Here is an 18,309-nt window from a genome sequence, read left to right on the forward strand (position 1 = left end):
AGGTCTAAAGTTTAAGGTTTAAAACACTATATTTCAAACCTTAAACATTGAATTTTTTAGTTGTATTTAGAAGCTAAATCGTTAGCTGCCTGCTTAAGAACACCTGTAATATCGTTATCGATTTTTCCAGCCTTGATAGCAGCCATTGTATCCGGGTGCTTAGATCTAAGGAACTCGATGTATTCGTGTTGGAATTCTTTAATCTTGTTCAAAGGAACGTTTCTCATTAAGTTTTCTGTTCCGGCATATACGATTGCTACCTGACTTTCTACTGGAAGTGGTGCATTTACCGGCTGCTTAAGGATTTCTACGTTTCTTTCTCCTTTAGAGATTACTGCTAAAGTAGAAGCATCAAGGTCAGAACCGAATTTAGCAAACGCTTCCAATTCTTTATATTGAGCCTGGTCAAGTTTCAATGTACCAGATACCTTTTTCATTGATTTGATCTGAGCGTTACCTCCTACCCTTGATACAGAGATACCTACGTTGATTGCAGGACGAACCCCTGAGTTGAATAGATCAGACTCCAGGAAGATCTGTCCGTCTGTAATAGAGATTACGTTTGTAGGGATATACGCAGAAACGTCACCAGCCTGAGTTTCGATAATCGGAAGGGCTGTTAATGAACCTCCTCCTTTTACGATTGGTTTAAGAGACTCTGGCAAATCGTTCATTTGCTTAGCAATTTCGTCATCAGCGATTACTTTTGCAGCTCTTTCCAATAGTCTTGAGTGAAGGTAGAAAACGTCTCCAGGGTAAGCTTCACGGCCCGGTGGTCTTCTCAATAGTAGAGAAAGCTCACGGTAAGCAACAGCTTGTTTAGATAAATCATCATAAACGATAAGCGCCGGTCTACCAGTGTCTCTGAAGAACTCACCGATAGAAGCTCCTGCCATTGCAGAATATACCTGCATTGGAACCGGATCTGATGCGTTAGCTGCAACGATAACCGTATATGCTAAAGCTCCTTTATCAGAAAGTGTTTTAACGATTTGTGCTACAGTAGAAGCTTTCTGACCGATAGCAACATATATACAATATACTGGCTGACCAGCATCAAAGAATTCTTTTTGGTTGATGATCGTATCGATAGCAACAGTAGTTTTACCTGTTTGTCTGTCACCAATGATAAGCTCTCTTTGTCCTCTTCCTACAGGGATCATCGCATCAATTGCCACGATACCAGACTGTAAAGGCTCAGTTACCGGCTGTCTGAAGATAACTCCAGGAGCCTTTCTTTCCAATGGCATTTCGTATAAATCCCCAGTAATAGGACCTTTACCATCGATTGGGTTACCAAGAGTATCTACTACTCTTCCTAACATACCTTCTCCTACTTTGATAGAAGAGATTCTGTTTGTTCTTCTTACTGTATCACCTTCTTTTACTAATTTACTTTCACCAAGTAGAGCAACCCCCACGTTGTCTTCTTCAAGGTTAAGTACAATACCTTCTACATCACTAGAAAATTTCACCAACTCTCCGTATTGTACGTTTTCTAACCCGTATACACGAGCAATACCATCACCGATGGTTAAAACTGTACCTACTTCCTCAACGTTTGATTGAGTATCGAAGTTGGCCAATTGCTGTTTTAAGATCGCAGATACTTCTGCCGGATTTATTTCTGCCATTGTATGGTTGTTTTTCTTAATTTAATTGGAAATCTTTTTTAACTTGGTTCAATTTTGTCTTCACAGACGCATCTACCTGCTGGTCACCTACTCTCAGAATATATCCTCCAAGAATTTCAGGCTTCACATTTACTTTCAGATCAAAGTTTGAATCAGCATTTACAAGATTTGTAGATCTTAAAATCTGGTCAAGGTTCTCTTTTGAAAGCGGAGTTGCTGTAGTAAGCGTTACTCTTTGTACACCACTAAGGTCTTCTACTTTGTTGATAAATTCCTGAGCAATATTTTTCAATTGGCTTTCACGTCCGTGCTTAATAACCAATCTGATCAGGTTTTGAGAAGAAACAGATAAACCTTTGAATATTTCGTTTGCTACTTCTATTTTCTTTTTAGAATCGATGTAAGGAGTAAGGAAAAATCTGTTTAAATCTTTAGATCCAGCCATTACCTTTACTACATCTTTCATTTCAGAAAATACAGTAGCCGTTTGCCCAGCTTCGTTGGTGAAGTCAAGTAAACCTTGTGCGTATCTTTTAGCTACTTTAGATGTAAGCATTCTTAGTTAAGGTTTGATTTGTTTAAATAATTTTGAACTAATTCGTTTTGAGCTTCGCTGTTATCTAGCTTTTGCTTCAAGATAGACTCGGCAATGTTTACAGATAAAGTACCAATCTGAGTTTTGATGTCTGCCATTGCAGCATTTTTCTCAGCGTTGATAGTCTGTTTAGCAGCTTCGATCATTTTGTCTCCTTCAGCTTTAGCAGCATCTTTAGCTTCCCCTACGATTCTGTCTTTAATTTCTCTGGCTTCTTTAAGGATCGCGTCTCTTTCGATTTTAGCTTCACGAATGATTCTTTCGTTATCCTCTTTTAAAGTTTCCATTTCTTTTCTAGCTAATTTAGCTTGATTAAGAGCGTCAACAATAGATGTTTCTCTGTCGTCGATTGACTTTAAAATAGGCTTCCAAGCGAATTTACCTAACAAAAACAATAATGCTAGAAAAATAACAGACTGGATAATAAATAGTCCTGATGAAAACTGATGAATTAATTCCATTATATAAATGTATAAATAATTATTACTTTTTTTTTAAAATTAACATTGCTGCAGCCAACCGCTGCAACAATGTTTTTGTTTTGTTTGGCTTATGATGCGAATAACGCAGCAAATGCAACACCTTCAACTAGTGCAGCTGCAATAAGCATAGCAGTTTGGATTTTTCCAGATTGCTCAGGCTGTCTAGCGATAGCTTCAAGAGCAGCAGCTCCGATTTTACCAAGACCGATACCTACACCTAGTACGATAAGACCTGCACCAATAATTCTAGGGATTTCCATAATATATAATTTTAAAAAATTGTTTTAATATTTGTTTAATTTTCTCTTTTTAACTTTTAATTAGTGAGCAGCGTGATGTTCGTGCTCGTGTTCTTCTACAGCCATTCCGATAAATAAAGCAGATAGCATTGTGAAGATATAAGCCTGTAGGAATGCTACCAAAACTTCAAGTAAATAAATTACTAATGTTAAGAATGGGAATGCTACTCCTGCGATCCAGTTTTTAAAGATATAGATAGATCCAATCAAAGTCATTACTACGATGTGACCTGCTGTCATGTTGGCAAAAAGTCGGATCATCAAAGCGAATGGCTTAGTGATAGTTCCTAATAATTCGATTGGCAACATAATGAATTTCATTGGAACCGGAACACCTGGCATCCAGAAGATGTGCTTCCAATAATCTTTGTTCGCTGAGAATGTAGTAATCAGATACGTAAGGATAGCCAAGAAGAACGTCATTGTAATATTACCTGTAACATTAATTCCGAAAGGCATCAATCCTAAAACGTTAAGGAAAAGAATAAAGAAGAATACCGTTAATAAATAACCCATAAATCTCTTATACTTATGTCCGATGTTAGGAAGAGCGATCTCATCTCTTACAAAAATCACTAAAGGCTCTAAGAATCTTGCTGCTCCTGTAGGAACCGCTGACTTCTTATAAGATTTAGCCATTCCAACAAATAACACAAACATGAAAACAGCTACGAAGATGATAACCAATACACTTTTTGTAATAGAAAGATCTAAAACTTTCTCTTGCGTTGGGTGATGATCTTTATCCAGAGTAATTGTTCCCTTCTCATCAGTCTTATAGATTTTCTCATGATGTAATACATAATAAGCTCCATCTACTTCAGTTGGCTCTCCATGCATAAAACCTTCTTTGTTACTCATGAAAGAGTGGAAACCATTATCATAAAAAATAACAGGAAGAGGAAAACCGATATGATGACCATCTTTGTCAACCATCAATGTGAAATCATGAGCATCCAATAAGTGATGATCGATGAACTCTTTGTTTTCTTTAGTTACTTTGTCTTTCTCTGAAAGCTCTTGAGCAGGAGCATCACCAGTGGTGGCCTCACCATGCTGTGCAGACACTAAGTTTAATACAAAAATACTGTAAAATAAAACTGCGAATTTCTTAAACATTGATAGGTTTTTTTCGTTGTGCAAAAATATGATAATTTTTCTAGTTTCAATAAATAATTTTACTGTTTTTTATCATGATTAATTAACCCGATCGCATAGTATGTAAGCAGTGCTGTCAGGACAAAATAAGGTATGATAAAATGGAATTTGTAGCCGGGAATCACTTCAAAGTTCAGTTTTTTTCTGATTAAATACATTAAACCAAATTTTAAAAGGATTAAACCAATAACAGACAATCCTAAAAATTGAGGCGCTACTCTATTAATTAAGATAACAAGAGTGATCATCATCATAAACATGACACTTAGAAAAAGGTAAAATTTAATGATCACTATCTCATCCAGGTGAAAAACAAATTTCCACAGGGAAAAATGCACCAGGAAGGTCAGAAAGAATAAAACGACAACAAGAATATTGGGATTAATTTTCATTCTATATTTTAATTGATCGCAAAAATAGACTTTTTCTATCGTATTATACTATGATTTGATATTTATCATTTTTCTTCTTTGTAATAATATTACGTGTATATATAATATTACGTGTTCAAACACTTTGGATATCCTAAAAATTCCTTATTTTTGCAAACCTATAATTTACAATAAATATGTTTAATAGTTTACAGGATAAATTAGACAAGGCATTACACAATATTTCCGGAAGAGGAAAAATTACTGAAATCAATGTTGCGGAAACCGTAAAAGAGATCCGTAGAGCATTGGTAGATGCCGACGTTAACTATAAAGTTGCGAAAGATCTTACAAAGAGAGTTCAGGATAAAGCATTAGGAGAAAACGTTCTTACTTCCCTTACTCCGGGACAGCTGATGACGAAAATTGTTCATGATGAGCTGGTAGACCTGATGGGAGGTTCTCAGGAAGGAATTAATCTTTCAGGAAAACCTACTGTAATCCTTATTGCCGGTCTTCAGGGATCCGGTAAGACCACTTTCTCAGGAAAGCTTGCTAATTATTTACAGACAAAAAGAAATAAAAAACCTTTACTGGTAGCATGTGACGTTTACCGTCCTGCAGCGATTGACCAGTTGAAAGTATTGGGAGGACAGATCAAAGTTCCTGTTTATACTGAAGAAGGTGCTACTAACCCATCTACCATTGCTGAAAACGCGATCAATTTTGCAAAAGCCAACAACCATGATGTTGTAATCGTGGATACGGCTGGTCGTTTAGCCATTGATGAGCAGATGATGAACGAGATCAAATCTGTGCATTATTTCATCAAACCGCAGGAGACGCTTTTCGTAGTAGATTCAATGACTGGTCAGGATGCTGTAAATACAGCAAAAGCATTCAACGATGCCTTGAACTTTGACGGAGTTGTTTTAACGAAATTAGATGGTGATACTCGTGGTGGAGCGGCTTTAACGATCCGTTCTGTTGTTGAAAAGCCAATCAAGTTCATCTCTACAGGAGAAAAGATGGAAGCTTTAGATCTTTTCTATCCGGAAAGAATGGCGGACAGAATCCTGGGAATGGGAGACGTTGTTTCCTTAGTAGAAAGGGCTCAGGAGCAGTTTGATGAGGAAGAAGCTAAAAAACTTCACAAAAAAATTGCTAAAAACGAGTTCGGATTTGACGATTTCCTTAAGCAGATCAACCAAATCAAGAAGATGGGTAATATGAAGGATTTGATGGGAATGATTCCTGGAGTTGGAAAAGCAATCAAAGATGTAGAAATCAGTGATGATGCATTCAAACATATTGAAGCCATCATTTATTCTATGACTCCTGAAGAAAGAAGAAGACCTTCTATCATCAACACTCAGAGAAAAGGAAGAATTGCTAAAGGCGCCGGAAGAAAAATCGAAGATGTGAATCAATTGATGAAACAGTTTGATCAGATGGGTAAAATGATGAAGATGATGCAAGGACCTCAGGGAAAACAAATGATGCAGATGATGAGCAAAATGCCGAATATGCCTGGAATGGGTGGAATGTTTGGAAAATAAGAAAGACAAAATCATTCATAAAAAACTCTCAGAAATTCTGAGAGTTTTTATTTTTATACGGTATCTGTTTATTTAAACTTGTATCCTACTCCTAACTGGAAGAAATTCATTTTTAATTTTTCTCCATCCGCAGGATTTTTGATCATATTGGTAAGACCAAAACTGTAACGTGCATCTACAAATAATCCTTTATATACATCATAATCAGCTCCCAGGAACAAACCGAATTCTGTAGACTTCAGTCCATTATCAAAATAATTTTCAAGATATTTTTCACCTTCGTTGATAGCAGATGGATTGGACTGCGCCCCACTCACTTCAATTTTAGCTTTTGTATTGGTTCTGAAACTTACATATGGACCGGCATAAAGCCCTAGTTCAGGAGTTGCATAATACCTTGCAGATACTGGAATAACAATTCTGTTAAAATGCAGTTTTTCCGTCACAGTAACTCCGGAAGCTTTTACTACCGCTTTACCTCCCAGGTTAGCATACTCCACTTCTCCCTGTAACGCAAATTTATCGTTCAGTTTATGCTCAACCAAACCTCCGATATAAAAACCGGATTTGGATTTAAGACTTGCTCCTATCCCGTCAAAATTGACGCTATTGGCATCGGAATTTAATGTTGACAAAGCATAACCTGCTTTTACACCGAATGTAGTTTGTGCATTTAAACCTGCAAATAAAGCGATTGCAGACGCTAATAAAATTTTTTTCATGATTTATTGTATTAAAAAAATGTTCGCAAAAATACAAAAAAGCCTTGAGAAACCTCAGGACTTTCTTGCGATATGCTTTGTTTACTATTTTGCAAATACATATTTCACTCCAAAAGTCACGGAAGTTAAACTGATACCCAATTTGTAATCATTAGTTCTTTTCGCCCCTTCCAGGTCTTTTTTATAAGTATTGTATCCGAATTCTCCTATTGTAGCTTCAATTGACCAGTTCTTAGTCAGGAAATAATCCAGCCCCGGTTTAATATTCACTCCAATGGTAGTGTAGTTATTTTTTTCTTTAAACGGAGCAGAAAGTATTGGGTCTCCGCCATCACCTTCACTGTTAAAATCCAGTTTTTCCTTACCAAATTCCAATGGAACCTGTAATTGTCCGAAGATGTATAATTTATCAGATAAAGTCCAGTATTTTCTCACAAAGGGAGCAACAACAAATGCGTTATCTGTATTTTTTATTTCAATTGTATTAAGGAATCCAAAACCATTTACCGTATATTTTGTAACGGCACCTTTATAGCCTATCCCAAGTCCTACTGCTAAATTGTTATTAACGAAATATCCAGCTGTTGGAAGAATTCTGATCACATCATCCTTTGTTTTGGCTTCGAATTCATTCTTTTCACTGTGATAATATCCTACCTGTCCTGAAAGATAAGAAGTTCCTTTTGCAATCTGTGCATTTGATAAACCAAAAAGCACCACAGCGCCCATCAATACGATTTTTTTCATGATTATTATATTAGTTTTGTATAGAAAAAAAGCCCTAAGGGTTTCTCAGGGCTTTCTTGCTATATGCTTTGTTTATTATTTTGCAAATACATATTTAACTCCGAAAGTTACAGAAGATAAATTCAATCCGAAGTTGTAGTTGTTTGTAGCATCACCATCTTTTGGCTTGTAGTTGTTATAACCGAACTCACCGATAGTAGCTTCGATAGACCAGTTTTTGTTTAAGAAATAATCTAAACCTGGCTTAACAGTTACACCGATTTGAGTGTATTTAGCTTCAGTAGAAGTAGAGTTAGAAATTGTAGTGTTTCCAGCTGTAGTTACAGAGCTAGTTTCAGTTTCAGTTTTTCCGAACTGCATTGGAACTGCTAATTGTCCGAAGATATACAACTTGTCAGACAAAGTCCAGTATTTTCTTACGAATGGAGCAACAACGAAAGCTGGTTGCTTAACTACATTTTCGCTTACAGTTGTAGCGTTTCCGATGGTAGTAGTCGTAGTAGCTGTAGTTTTTTCAGTTTGGTATCCTACACCTAATCCGATTGCTAAGTTAGTGTTAACGAAATATCCAACTGTAGGTAATACGTTGAAGTTTTCAGTTTTAAGGTTACCGTTGTTCGTTTCTACTTGAGAATAACCAACAGATCCTGATAAATATGTAGTTCCTTTAGCAATCTGAGCGTTTGATAAACCAAAAAGTGCAACAGCACCCGCTAATAATATTTTTTTCATTGTAAAAAATTTTAATACTTTCTGAGGGCAAATTTACAGTGGTCCCCAGTAATATTAAAATTTGTTAATGTGATTAATATCATTACTAAAATATAGGGTTTTATAAAAATAAATCCTAGTTAAGAGATGTTATTAAGTTTTTCACAATTTTATGAATAAAAAAATCACTTTTTTTCAACAAGAGCTGAATATATTTAGTTTTTTAAATTTTGTATTTTTTACCAAAAGCCCATAAATTCAGGTGAAATGCTAAAGCCTATTAACTTAAAATGCTTATTTCAAAGCCATTAACTCTTAAAACTTAAACAAACGTTTATTATTTGAGGTTGTTTTTTCTTTTTTCCAATCCGTTCAAAATCCTCTTTATAAGAAATTACTGAGAGAAAAATCGATAAAGTCTTTATCTAAATAATCAAAAAACTCCGGCCTTCGGCCGGAGTTCTCATATGCAATTGCTTTTTCTTATTTCAAAAAGAAATTAAATCCTAAGTTTACAGCTCCTACGTTCCAATTATGTTTGTACCAACCATAATCACGTGTGTTGCTGATAGACTGATATCCGATATACAACTCTCCTTTAGACATCTGGTATCCAAATTTAGGTTGTGCATAGAAACCTCCATCTACCCCATCTTTTGTAGAAATACCATATCCAAGGTCTAATCCTACAAAAATAGGAGCGCCTTTAAACTTATATTTCCCTGAAACAGCTACAGGAATAAATCCGAAATCATCAAAGTTATCTTTTCCAAAGAAATGAGAATATCCTGTTGTTACCCCAAGGTCGAAACCTTTGGCAATATTCCACATATAAGCAGCATCCACTCCTAATGTAAATGAAGATACATCACTTGCATCAGATACAGGCACCCCAATATGTCCACCCAATTTGAAACCTTCCTGTGCCTGAGCAACACCTCCTAAAAGTGCAAAAGCACCTAGTAATAATAGTTTTTTCATTTTTTTAAGTTTAAATTTTACCCTGCAAAAATACTAATTATTTTCATCATTAGAATAAAATTGCCTTATAACAGAAAAAGCAGGACAAATTTTGCCCTGCTTTTATGATCATTTAAAATTAAATTTTCAGAATTAGTTTCCTCCGAATTTGAAACCTACGCCTACCTGTACGAAGCTGTTGGTTAACTTTTCATTCCCTTCAGCGTGTTTCGCAAGGTTAGAAACTCCAAGGTTGTATCTCGCATCAAAGAACAATCCGTTTTCCAATGCATATTCAGCACCAAGGAATGGAGCAATATTCAAAGTATTCATTTGATCTTTAATATCTCTTTCGTCATTAGCATCAATCTCGAATCCAGGAATTCCGAATCCAAAATCAGCAGTAAGCTTTTGCTTTGCAGAAAGGATCACTCCGAAGCTGGCCCCTGCAGAAACTGATAATCCTTCAGTAATAAAATACTTGGCAGAAATAGGAACTAATAAAGTATGATAAGTCTGCTTTGCTTTTACATTTAAAAAGGTGGTCGGATCTTCCGGATCAGCTTCAGCCAAATTTACCTTTCCTCCAAGCGGAGAATATAACAGTTCTCCCTGTAGGGCAAATTTATCACTCAGTTTATATTCAGCGATACCACCGATATAAAATGTATGTAAAGGATCTGAAGTTTCAGACTGATTGTCACCTTTCAATTTAACTGTAGAGTAAGAGTATCCGGCTTTTGGACCAAATCGAAATTCCTGTGCGTTGGCACAAATTCCCATAGCAGCGACTGCTGCAACAAGTAAAAGTTTTTTCATGTTTAGTTAGTTTTTACATTTAAGGTGTGCAAAGCTAACTATTTTTTTCAAATTAACAAATTTTAACCAACTTATTTAAGGTTAATAAAAGGTTAATAGAAACTTTTACTCATTTTTACTAGTCGTTCCTTAATCTTTTCTCTTCGTCGTTATAGGCAAGGATAATCTTTCTTACCACCGGGTGCCTTACCACATCTTCTTCTGTAAGGTGTACAAACCCTATTTCTTTTACTCCATTTAAAATTCTCATAGCCTCTTTTAGTCCGGACTGTTGATTTTTCGGAAGGTCAATCTGACTTGGATCTCCCGTGATAATGAACTTGGCATTCATTCCCATTCTGGTAAGGAACATTTTCATCTGGGCATGAGTGGTATTCTGTGCTTCATCCAGAATCACAAAAGCATCATCCAAAGTACGTCCTCTCATGAAAGCCAATGGTGCTACTTCAATCACTTTCTTCTCCATGAAACCTTCCAGTTTCTCATGGGGAATCATATCACGAAGTGCATCGTACAAAGGCTGTAAATACGGATCCAGCTTTTCTTTAAGGTCACCAGGAAGGAATCCAAGGCTTTCTCCTGCTTCTACGGCCGGTCTGGTAAGAATAATTCTTTTCACTTCTTTATCTCTTAAAGCCCTCGCTGCCAATGCCACACTGGTATATGTTTTTCCTGTACCTGCCGGGCCGATGGCAAAAACCATATCCTTTTTTTCTGTTTCCTTTACCAGTTTTTTAAGATTGGTCGTTTTAGCCTTAATTACTTTGCCGTTGACTCCTTTTACGATAATATCCTGATCGAATACCAATTGTTTTTCGTTTTCGTCTTTAATATTCAATATATTTTCAACATCTTTCAGTCCTATTGAATTGTTTTTGGAGATAAAACTGACAATATCGTCAAGTTTTTGCTTCAGTATGTCTAAAGCTTCCTGATTTCCCATGGCAAAGATAAAATGATCTCTTCCTGTAATTTTTATGGTTGGAAAGCTTGATTTTATTAAGTTGAAATATTGGTTATTAACTCCATAGAAGATTTTCGCGTCGATATCTTCCAAATCATATGTTAATTCAAACATGCAGTATTTTTATTTTTAGATTTTAAAATTAAAGCTTTTTTTCAAATTTATATCAAATTCTTTTCAACAATCTTTCGGGCTTTCTTTTTATTTTAAATAACTTTGCAATACTACACTATTCTATAAATTGCTCATGTCAATTATTACCCTTACTTCGGATTTCGGAAATTTAGATTACAGAGTTGCCGCTGTGAAAGGCAAAATTCTGTCTCTAAACCCTGAGGTTAATATTATTGATATCACCCACGAAATCCAGGCATTCAATCTTATACAGACTTCATATATTGTAAGAAATGCTTATAAATATTTTCCCAAAGGAAGCATTCACATTCTTTCTGTAGACAGTTTTTACAGCAAATCAAGAAAGAACATCCTCTATAAAGCAGACGGATCTTACTTCCTGGCGGCAGACAACGGCCTTTTGAGCCTTATATTTTTTGATATAAAACCGGAAGCCATCTACGAGCTTACGCTGAATAACCGTTTTGATGACGTTATCAACTTCACTTCTACAGACATTTTTGTTCCTGCAGCAGTACATCTTGCCAATGGCGGACTTCCTGAAGTTATAGGAAGAAAAATCAGCACAGCAAAACAGCTGATGTTCCCGCGGGCGGTTTATAATGAATCGGAAGGGATGATTATTGGCGAAGTGACTTATATTGATAATTTCGGAAATATAATATCAAATATCAATAAAGATTTTTTTGAGAACATCAGTAAAGGTTACAACAGTTTTACCATAAAATTCAGAAATTTAAGCCTTTCAAGAATATTTTCCAGCCACACGGAAGTTGTTTCAGACTGGAAAAGGGAGACCGAATTTCACGGACAGTCTGCGGCCATCTTCAATGATAGTCAGTTATTGGAGCTTACCATCTACAAAGGAAGCAAGAAAAACGGCGCTAAAAGCCTGTTTGGACTGAATGTGGGAGAAAATATTTATATCGAATTCAGCTAAGATTATATATTTCTTAAAAAAACCGATTTTTTTTATATATTTGTCAAAATCTAAAAATCAAAAATGGCAGAATACAAATTATTGCTTCCTTCCATGGGAGAAGGGGTTATGGAAGCGACAATTATCACTTGGTTATTCAATGAAGGTGATAACGTAAAGGAGGATGACTCCGTAGTAGAAATTGCAACAGATAAAGTAGATTCAGACGTACCGACACCAGTTTCGGGGAAAATTGTGAAAATTTTAAAGCAAAAAGATGAAGTTGCAAAAGTAGGTGAAGCCATTGCTATTTTAGAAATTGAAGGAGAAGGCTCTGCTTCAGAAGAAGTAAAAACTGAAACTCCTGCAGCTGCTCCGGATGCTGAAACTTTAAAAGCGATTGAAGAGCCATTGCAAACAGTAGCTGCTTCAAACGTAGAATTCTCAGGAGATCTTTATCTGTCTCCACTTGTAAAATCTATCGCACAACAGGAAAAAATTTCTGAAACTGAACTGAAATCTATCAAAGGAAGCGGTTTGGAAGGAAGAATTACCAAAGAAGATATATTAGCTTATGTTGCCAACAGAGGAAGCCAGCCAGCTCAGCAGGCCGCTCCGGTACAGACAGCTTCTGCTCCACAACCGGCAGTATCAGCTCCGGCAGCTACTATTCCGGTAAGTGCAGGTGATGAGATCATTCCAATGGACAGAATGAGAAAGATCATCGCTGAAAACATGGTGAAAGCAAAACAAATTGCTCCACACGTTACTTCTTTCATTGAAACAGACGTTACCAACGTTGTAAAATGGAGAAATAAAAACAAAGCTGTATTCGAAAAACGTGAAGGTGAAAAACTGACTTTCATGCCTATTTTCGTAAAAGCGGTAGTGAAGGCAATCCAGGATTTCCCAATGATCAATGTTTCTGTCAATGGTGAAAACATCATCAAAAAGAAAAACATCAACATCGGTATGGCTACTGCCCTTCCGGACGGAAACCTTATCGTTCCTGTGATCAAAAATGCGGATCAGTTATCTCTTTCAGGGCTTGCAAAAGCAATCAATGACTTAGCTTACAGAGCAAGAAACAAGAAATTGAGACCAGAAGATACTCAAGGGGCAACGTATACAATTTCTAACGTAGGAAGTTTCGGAAACCTTATGGGAACACCGATCATCCCTCAGCCTCAGGTAGCTATTTTAGCCATCGGAGCAATCGTTAAGAAGCCTGCAGTTCTTGAAACAGCTGATGGTGACGTAATCGCGATCAGAAACTTAATGTTCATGTCTCACTCTTATGACCACAGAGTGGTAGACGGTTCTCTGGGAGGAATGATGCTGAAGCACGTTCACGACTACCTTGAAAACTGGGATCTGAACACAGAAATATAAGTAATAAATAATCAGTAATAAGTAATTTTGCTTATTGTTGATCATATAAAATGAAAACCTTCGATTAAATCGGAGGTTTTTTGTTTTTTTACTACTTAAGCTTAACAACATCCTAAAACACTAAACATTCCATTGAATAAATATCAAATATTCAACAAAACCAATAATTATCTATCAAATCAGTAATTATTTAAAATATTTATATACTGTACTAACTTTTTTGGAAATTAGATCGATTAGCATTATTTTTAAACAAAATATTATTGAGAAAAATGGATCCGGATTACAGGAAATATGATGTCACAAGGTTTTTTGATTTCACAGAACAGGATGAAAAACTCATTACTGAAATCTATGATCTGCTTTCTCTATCGTATGATATTACTGTCATTGATGTCAAAGAGTCCCCATATGAACAGTTTAGTTCTTTTGATATGTATCCGTTATTTATTCCACGCATCTGTTACCTGGTGAAGGATATGAATAACAGCAATAACTCTTTCTATCTTTTTATCGTCAGTAAAGTGGGAATAAATTCCAAAGGCGGACGTTTAGATCGTAAATATGACACTATCCAGCTTTGGGGATTAAAAAAAATTGAAGAAGATTTTGGGTATATTTCCATTAATAAAAAGAAGCTAATGGATAAGATTGCAGGAATCTTCAACAGTTTCTCCATTAATTTTAAAGATCCTGACTTTAAAGATTTTTATGTCGTGGGAAGTGATTCGTTTAAAACCATGAGCTTTTTGACCCAAAAAAGAAAAGAAACAATAAAAAGCTTCTCTGATGAAGGCTTTAAGCTTGAAGTCAGAAACAGTATTTTAAGTTTTGGTATACCTGATATGCTTACGGTTGAAAATGCTGAAATCACCTCAAAGTTTTTAAACGAAATATAATTTCCAAAATTTACCGTAATTTCATCCCTCAAAACCTGCAGATGCTGAAAATTTTCGCCCTCATAAAAAGATCTCTCAAAAATTCCTTCGACAATATCCGGAATGAACAGCTTAAGCATAATCTGCTTCAGGCCATTCCTTTTTGGATAGGATCTGTCATAACAGGCTTTTTTGCTGTCATGTACGCACAGGTATTTGCATGGGGTGAACATCTCATGAATTTCATTTTCAACTGGCATGCATGGATGATCTTTATTATTGCACCTGTTGGATTTGTACTTTCCTGGTGGCTGGTAAAAGAATTTGCGCCGAATGCCAAAGGAAGCGGGATTCCTCAAGTGATGGCGGCTGTAGAACTGGCCAATCCGAAAGAACATAGGAAAATCCGGAATCTTTTAAGTATTAAAATCATTTTTTTCAAAATACTTTCTTCCGTCATTCTTGTAATCGGAGGAGGTGCTGTTGGACGTGAAGGACCAACGATTCAGATTGCAGGTTCAGTTTTCAGAAAAGTGAATGAATACCTTCCCGAATGGTGGCCAAAGATTTCCAAAAAAAATATGATTATGACGGGAGCGGCAGCAGGACTTGCAGCAGCATTCAATACTCCGTTGGGAGGAATTGTTTTCGCTGTGGAAGAGCTGTCAAAAACCCATATCAATTACTTTAAAACAGCCTTATTTACAGCAGTAATCATTGCAGGTCTTACGGCACAAACATTAGCGGGATCTTATTTATATCTCGGCTATCCTAAAACCAATGATGTTTCTTTAATGGTTATGTTTCCTATTATACTGGTAGCTGCCACTGCCGGCATTCTGGCTAGCCAACTCTCTGTTACCATGCTTAAAATCAATAGCTGGAAAAAGAAAAAACTGAAAACAGATAAAGCCAACGTGGTCTTTCTGATCATTTGTGCCTTAATTATTGCTTCCATCGCTTATTTCATCAACAGAGAAGTTCTGGGATCAGGAAAAGAAATTATGGAGCGTGTCCTTTTTACTAAAGATAAACATGAAGACTGGTATGTTCCCATTCTGAGAATGCTGGGTCCTGCCCTTTCCTTTACTTCCGGAGGTGCAGGCGGAATTTTTGCTCCGGCTCTTACTGCGGGAGCAAGTATAGGTTCTGTTATTTCAGGAATTATTCATTTAACACCCAACGAAACCAATGTGGTGATTCTGGGCGGAATGGTTGCTTTCCTTACCGGAATTACAAGAGCCCCGTTTACTTCAGCGATTATTGTGCTGGAAATGACAGACAGACATTCATTGATATTCCACCTTATGCTTGCCGGAATGGTTTCTTCTATTGCTTCCATCCTGGTAAGCAGACATTCTTTATATGATGTTTTGAAGGTGAATTTTCTGACGGAAATCAGATCCAATGATGAAACTGAATCCAGAAATCTATAAAAAGATGAATAGACATTCTAAGGAAACGCTAACTATTTCACCCATCCTCTTGCATATAAGAAATATATTTTCTACTTTTGCACCTCGAAATAATTAACAAATTTTTTAACATTATGAACAATTACGAAACTGTTTTCATTTTAACTCCCGTTCTATCTGAGGCACAGGTAGAGGAAGCAGTGAACAAGTATGTAGATCTAATCAAAGAAAAGAACTGCGAAATCGTTGCTAAAGAAAACTGGGGATTAAAAAAATTAGCTTACCCGATTCAATTGAAAAAGAATGGGTTCTATACTTTAATCGAATTTAAAGGAGAAGGTACTGTAGTTGCTGATTTAGAATTAGCATTTAAGCGTGACGAAAGAGTAATCCGTTACCTTACTACAAAACTTGACAAGCACGCTGTAGAGTACGCTGTAACAAGAAGAGCTAAAGTAAAAGCAGCTAAAGCTTAATTATTAACCCTATTTTTTAAAAAAGACAAGACATGGCAATAGATGAAATGGCTAAACAAGCCTCAGCAGGAGGAGAATCAGAAGTAAAATTCCTTACTCCGCTTGATATCAATACAAAATCTGAAAAGAAATATTGTAGATTCAAAAAATACGGAATTAAGCACGTTGATTACAAAGATGCTGATTTCTTATTACAATTTGTAAACGAGCAAGGTAAAATTTTACCAAGAAGATACACTGGAACTTCTTTAAAATACCAAAGAAAAGTTTCTGCTGCTATCAAAAGAGCAAGACACCTTGCTTTACTACCATACGTAGCTGACTTATTGAAATAAGACAAAATAAATAAGAGAAGAGGCTTTTCCTCTTCTTTTGTTGCTGAATACATCATTAATTCTAACTTGATTTTAGATACACCTAAAATCTAAAAAAGGACAACAACAATGGAAATTATCCTAAAAAAAGACGTAGAAAACTTAGGACTTGAGTTTGATACAGTAAACGTAAAGCCAGGTTATGCTAGAAACTTCTTAATTCCTCAAGGAATTGCTCTTTTAGCTACACCTAAAAACAAAGCTGCTTTAGAAGCTACATTAGAAGCTAGAAAAGAAGAAGAAGCTAAATTAATCGCTGCTGCTAACGCTGTAGTTGAGCAATTGAAGAAAACTTCTATCACGATTCCTGCAAAAGTAGGTGCTGGTGACAAATTATTCGGATCTATCAACAATGCTGATCTATCTGCTGCTTTAGAAAAAGCTGGTGTTTCTGTAGAGAAAAAATACATCAAAATTCCTGGTAACACGATCAAAAGAACTGGTAAATTCGCAGCTCTTATCAGACTTCACAGAAATGTTGAGTACAACTACGAGTTTGATATCGTATCTGATGCTCCAGTGGAAGCAGCTCCTAAAAAAGAAGAAGCTAAAACTGAAGAAGCTTAATAAGCAACTGAGAATTTCTCACAATACAGACCACTTCAATTTATTGAGGTGGTTTTTTATTGAACTACCCCGTCTTTTTGCTTTGCAAAAATCCACCCGTTCACAGGAAGGGGAATGTAGGAAATCTTAACAGCTATTACTCGTTAAATTAACTTTTTCGCAACCTTACCTGTAAGAACAGGCAAGAAAGTTTATCCCGCACTATAAAACCCGTTACCTCGTAACACGCACCCCGTAACCCTCAAACACTCAAACACTCAAACACTCCCACTCACAACTTATCCCCTCTCAATTTATGCTGATACTCCGTAGGCGCCATTCCGATTACCTTTTTGAAGATATTACTGAAAGACGAGAGGCTGTTGTACCCTACCATCATGGCAATCTCATACATATTGTACTTTCCTTCCAGCATCAGTTCAAGGGAACGGGTAATTCGCAACGCTCTCAGAAAGCGAACGTAATTCATGCCCAGAATCTCTTTAAATTTCCTTGAAAGGGTTCTTGTACTCATTCCGAATTCTTTTGCCGTAGATTCAATCGTGAGGGGTTTCTCAAGGTTAGCATGAATATATCTTGCAATCTTCAGCAATGTTTCATCTTTTGGAAAAGGGTGCTGTATCGGAAATGCCAGATGTTTATGTTTCTTTTCCTGTAAAACTCCTTTAAGAGCTTTGAGAAAATAATATTTTGAGGTATCATTTTTTGTGATTTTTCCATCCCAGTCTTTAGTATAGAAAATCATCTCACGAAGAAGATTATTGACAGAATAAATATTGATTTCATCAAAAAAGCCACTTTCATTTTCTTCTTTCTTAAAATAAAAGTTATATAAATCGACCTTGGGGCTGGTTGAAAAAATATAATGCGGTGTACCGGCAGGAATCCACATAAAGCATCTGGCAGGAAGATACCAGTGTTTCTGATCCGTGAAAACATGTACAATACCGCCTTCTGCATAGACTAATTGTGCAGAACTGTGATAATGAATCTCTGTGGTAACATTTCCTGTGAGAACATGATAGATGTAAAATTCGGCATCATCTTCTTCTACCGCTTTAAAATGGCTGTCGTTCATACTCTAAAGGTAAGAAGAATTTTTAAATTGGCGTAAATGAGCAAATATTTTTCT

Annotated in this window: 21 protein-coding genes; 8 read left to right on the plus strand and 13 right to left on the minus strand. The window is 36.2% G+C overall.

Annotation, left to right across the window (positions count from 1 at the left end):
* Window positions 1-56: 56 nt before the first annotated feature.
* The 6 genes from atpA to V0410_RS04990 form a co-directional block, all read right to left on the minus strand.
* On the minus strand, window positions 57-1,634 hold the full coding sequence (gene atpA / locus V0410_RS04965; RefSeq protein WP_227944406.1) for a F0F1 ATP synthase subunit alpha: 1,578 nt from the start codon (window positions 1,632-1,634) through the stop codon (window positions 57-59).
* A gap of 16 nt (window positions 1,635-1,650) precedes the next feature.
* Entirely contained in the window at window positions 1,651-2,190 is a 540-nt protein-coding gene (gene atpH, locus V0410_RS04970; protein WP_110010269.1) for an ATP synthase F1 subunit delta, read from the minus strand.
* A gap of 2 nt (window positions 2,191-2,192) precedes the next feature.
* Entirely contained in the window at window positions 2,193-2,690 is a 498-nt protein-coding gene (locus V0410_RS04975) for a F0F1 ATP synthase subunit B (protein ID WP_110366266.1), read from the minus strand.
* Window positions 2,691-2,779: 89 nt separating this feature from the next.
* Entirely contained in the window at window positions 2,780-2,971 is a 192-nt protein-coding gene (atpE, locus tag V0410_RS04980; RefSeq protein ID WP_027384648.1) for an ATP synthase F0 subunit C, read from the minus strand.
* A 60-nt stretch (window positions 2,972-3,031) separates the two neighbouring features.
* Window positions 3,032-4,129: a F0F1 ATP synthase subunit A gene (atpB, locus tag V0410_RS04985; RefSeq protein WP_330746560.1), complete on the minus strand. Its 1,098-nt coding sequence runs from the start codon at window positions 4,127-4,129 to the stop codon at window positions 3,032-3,034.
* Window positions 4,130-4,188: 59 nt separating this feature from the next.
* On the minus strand, window positions 4,189-4,560 hold the full coding sequence (locus tag V0410_RS04990; RefSeq protein ID WP_330746561.1) for a hypothetical protein: 372 nt from the start codon (window positions 4,558-4,560) through the stop codon (window positions 4,189-4,191).
* 176 nt (window positions 4,561-4,736) lie between these two features.
* Between V0410_RS04990 and ffh the strand changes: the two genes are divergently transcribed.
* Window positions 4,737-6,098, plus strand: coding sequence for a signal recognition particle protein (gene ffh / locus V0410_RS04995; RefSeq protein ID WP_330746562.1), 1,362 nt, complete (start codon window positions 4,737-4,739; stop codon window positions 6,096-6,098).
* A gap of 68 nt (window positions 6,099-6,166) precedes the next feature.
* Here ffh and V0410_RS05000 read toward each other — a convergent pair whose 3' ends face one another.
* The 6 genes from V0410_RS05000 to V0410_RS05025 form a co-directional block, all read right to left on the minus strand.
* Window positions 6,167-6,820, minus strand: coding sequence for a porin family protein (locus tag V0410_RS05000; protein WP_330746563.1), 654 nt, complete (start codon window positions 6,818-6,820; stop codon window positions 6,167-6,169).
* 84 nt (window positions 6,821-6,904) lie between these two features.
* Window positions 6,905-7,567: an outer membrane beta-barrel protein gene (locus V0410_RS05005; protein WP_330746564.1), complete on the minus strand. Its 663-nt coding sequence runs from the start codon at window positions 7,565-7,567 to the stop codon at window positions 6,905-6,907.
* A 75-nt stretch (window positions 7,568-7,642) separates the two neighbouring features.
* Entirely contained in the window at window positions 7,643-8,299 is a 657-nt protein-coding gene (locus tag V0410_RS05010; protein WP_114821338.1) for an outer membrane protein, read from the minus strand.
* Between the two features lie 462 nt (window positions 8,300-8,761).
* On the minus strand, window positions 8,762-9,259 hold the full coding sequence (locus V0410_RS05015) for a hypothetical protein (protein WP_330746565.1): 498 nt from the start codon (window positions 9,257-9,259) through the stop codon (window positions 8,762-8,764).
* Between the two features lie 132 nt (window positions 9,260-9,391).
* Window positions 9,392-10,057, minus strand: coding sequence for a porin family protein (locus V0410_RS05020; protein WP_330746566.1), 666 nt, complete (start codon window positions 10,055-10,057; stop codon window positions 9,392-9,394).
* 118 nt (window positions 10,058-10,175) lie between these two features.
* Window positions 10,176-11,135: a PhoH family protein gene (locus V0410_RS05025; protein WP_002979097.1), complete on the minus strand. Its 960-nt coding sequence runs from the start codon at window positions 11,133-11,135 to the stop codon at window positions 10,176-10,178.
* A 133-nt stretch (window positions 11,136-11,268) separates the two neighbouring features.
* Between V0410_RS05025 and V0410_RS05030 the strand changes: the two genes are divergently transcribed.
* From V0410_RS05030 to rplI, 7 genes are all read left to right on the plus strand, one after another.
* On the plus strand, window positions 11,269-12,096 hold the full coding sequence (locus V0410_RS05030) for an SAM hydrolase/SAM-dependent halogenase family protein (protein ID WP_062675025.1): 828 nt from the start codon (window positions 11,269-11,271) through the stop codon (window positions 12,094-12,096).
* Between the two features lie 63 nt (window positions 12,097-12,159).
* Entirely contained in the window at window positions 12,160-13,467 is a 1,308-nt protein-coding gene (locus V0410_RS05035; RefSeq protein ID WP_330746567.1) for a dihydrolipoamide acetyltransferase family protein, read from the plus strand.
* Between the two features lie 263 nt (window positions 13,468-13,730).
* Window positions 13,731-14,366 (plus strand): hypothetical protein, encoded by a 636-nt coding sequence (locus V0410_RS05040; RefSeq protein ID WP_330746568.1) that lies wholly within the window; start codon window positions 13,731-13,733, stop codon window positions 14,364-14,366.
* Between the two features lie 41 nt (window positions 14,367-14,407).
* Window positions 14,408-15,781 carry a chloride channel protein gene (locus V0410_RS05045; RefSeq protein WP_330746569.1) on the plus strand — a complete coding sequence of 458 codons (1,374 nt, stop codon included), beginning with the start codon at window positions 14,408-14,410 and terminating at the stop codon, window positions 15,779-15,781.
* A gap of 113 nt (window positions 15,782-15,894) precedes the next feature.
* Window positions 15,895-16,236, plus strand: coding sequence for a 30S ribosomal protein S6 (rpsF, locus tag V0410_RS05050; RefSeq protein WP_034695444.1), 342 nt, complete (start codon window positions 15,895-15,897; stop codon window positions 16,234-16,236).
* Between the two features lie 32 nt (window positions 16,237-16,268).
* Window positions 16,269-16,571, plus strand: a complete 303-nt coding sequence (gene rpsR / locus V0410_RS05055; RefSeq protein ID WP_002979091.1) for a 30S ribosomal protein S18 — start codon at window positions 16,269-16,271, stop codon at window positions 16,569-16,571.
* A 108-nt stretch (window positions 16,572-16,679) separates the two neighbouring features.
* A complete protein-coding gene (rplI, locus tag V0410_RS05060) occupies window positions 16,680-17,177 on the plus strand; it encodes a 50S ribosomal protein L9 (protein ID WP_047429787.1) in 498 nt (165 codons plus the stop codon).
* 271 nt (window positions 17,178-17,448) lie between these two features.
* Here the strand turns inward: rplI and V0410_RS05065 are convergent, their stop codons facing one another.
* Window positions 17,449-18,255, minus strand: coding sequence for an AraC family transcriptional regulator (locus tag V0410_RS05065; RefSeq protein ID WP_330746570.1), 807 nt, complete (start codon window positions 18,253-18,255; stop codon window positions 17,449-17,451).
* Window positions 18,256-18,309 lie beyond the last annotated feature (54 nt).

It is taken from the genome of Chryseobacterium sp. CP-77 (assembly GCF_036362765.1).
Taxonomy (GTDB): Bacteria; Bacteroidota; Bacteroidia; order Flavobacteriales; family Weeksellaceae; genus Chryseobacterium; species Chryseobacterium cupriresistens.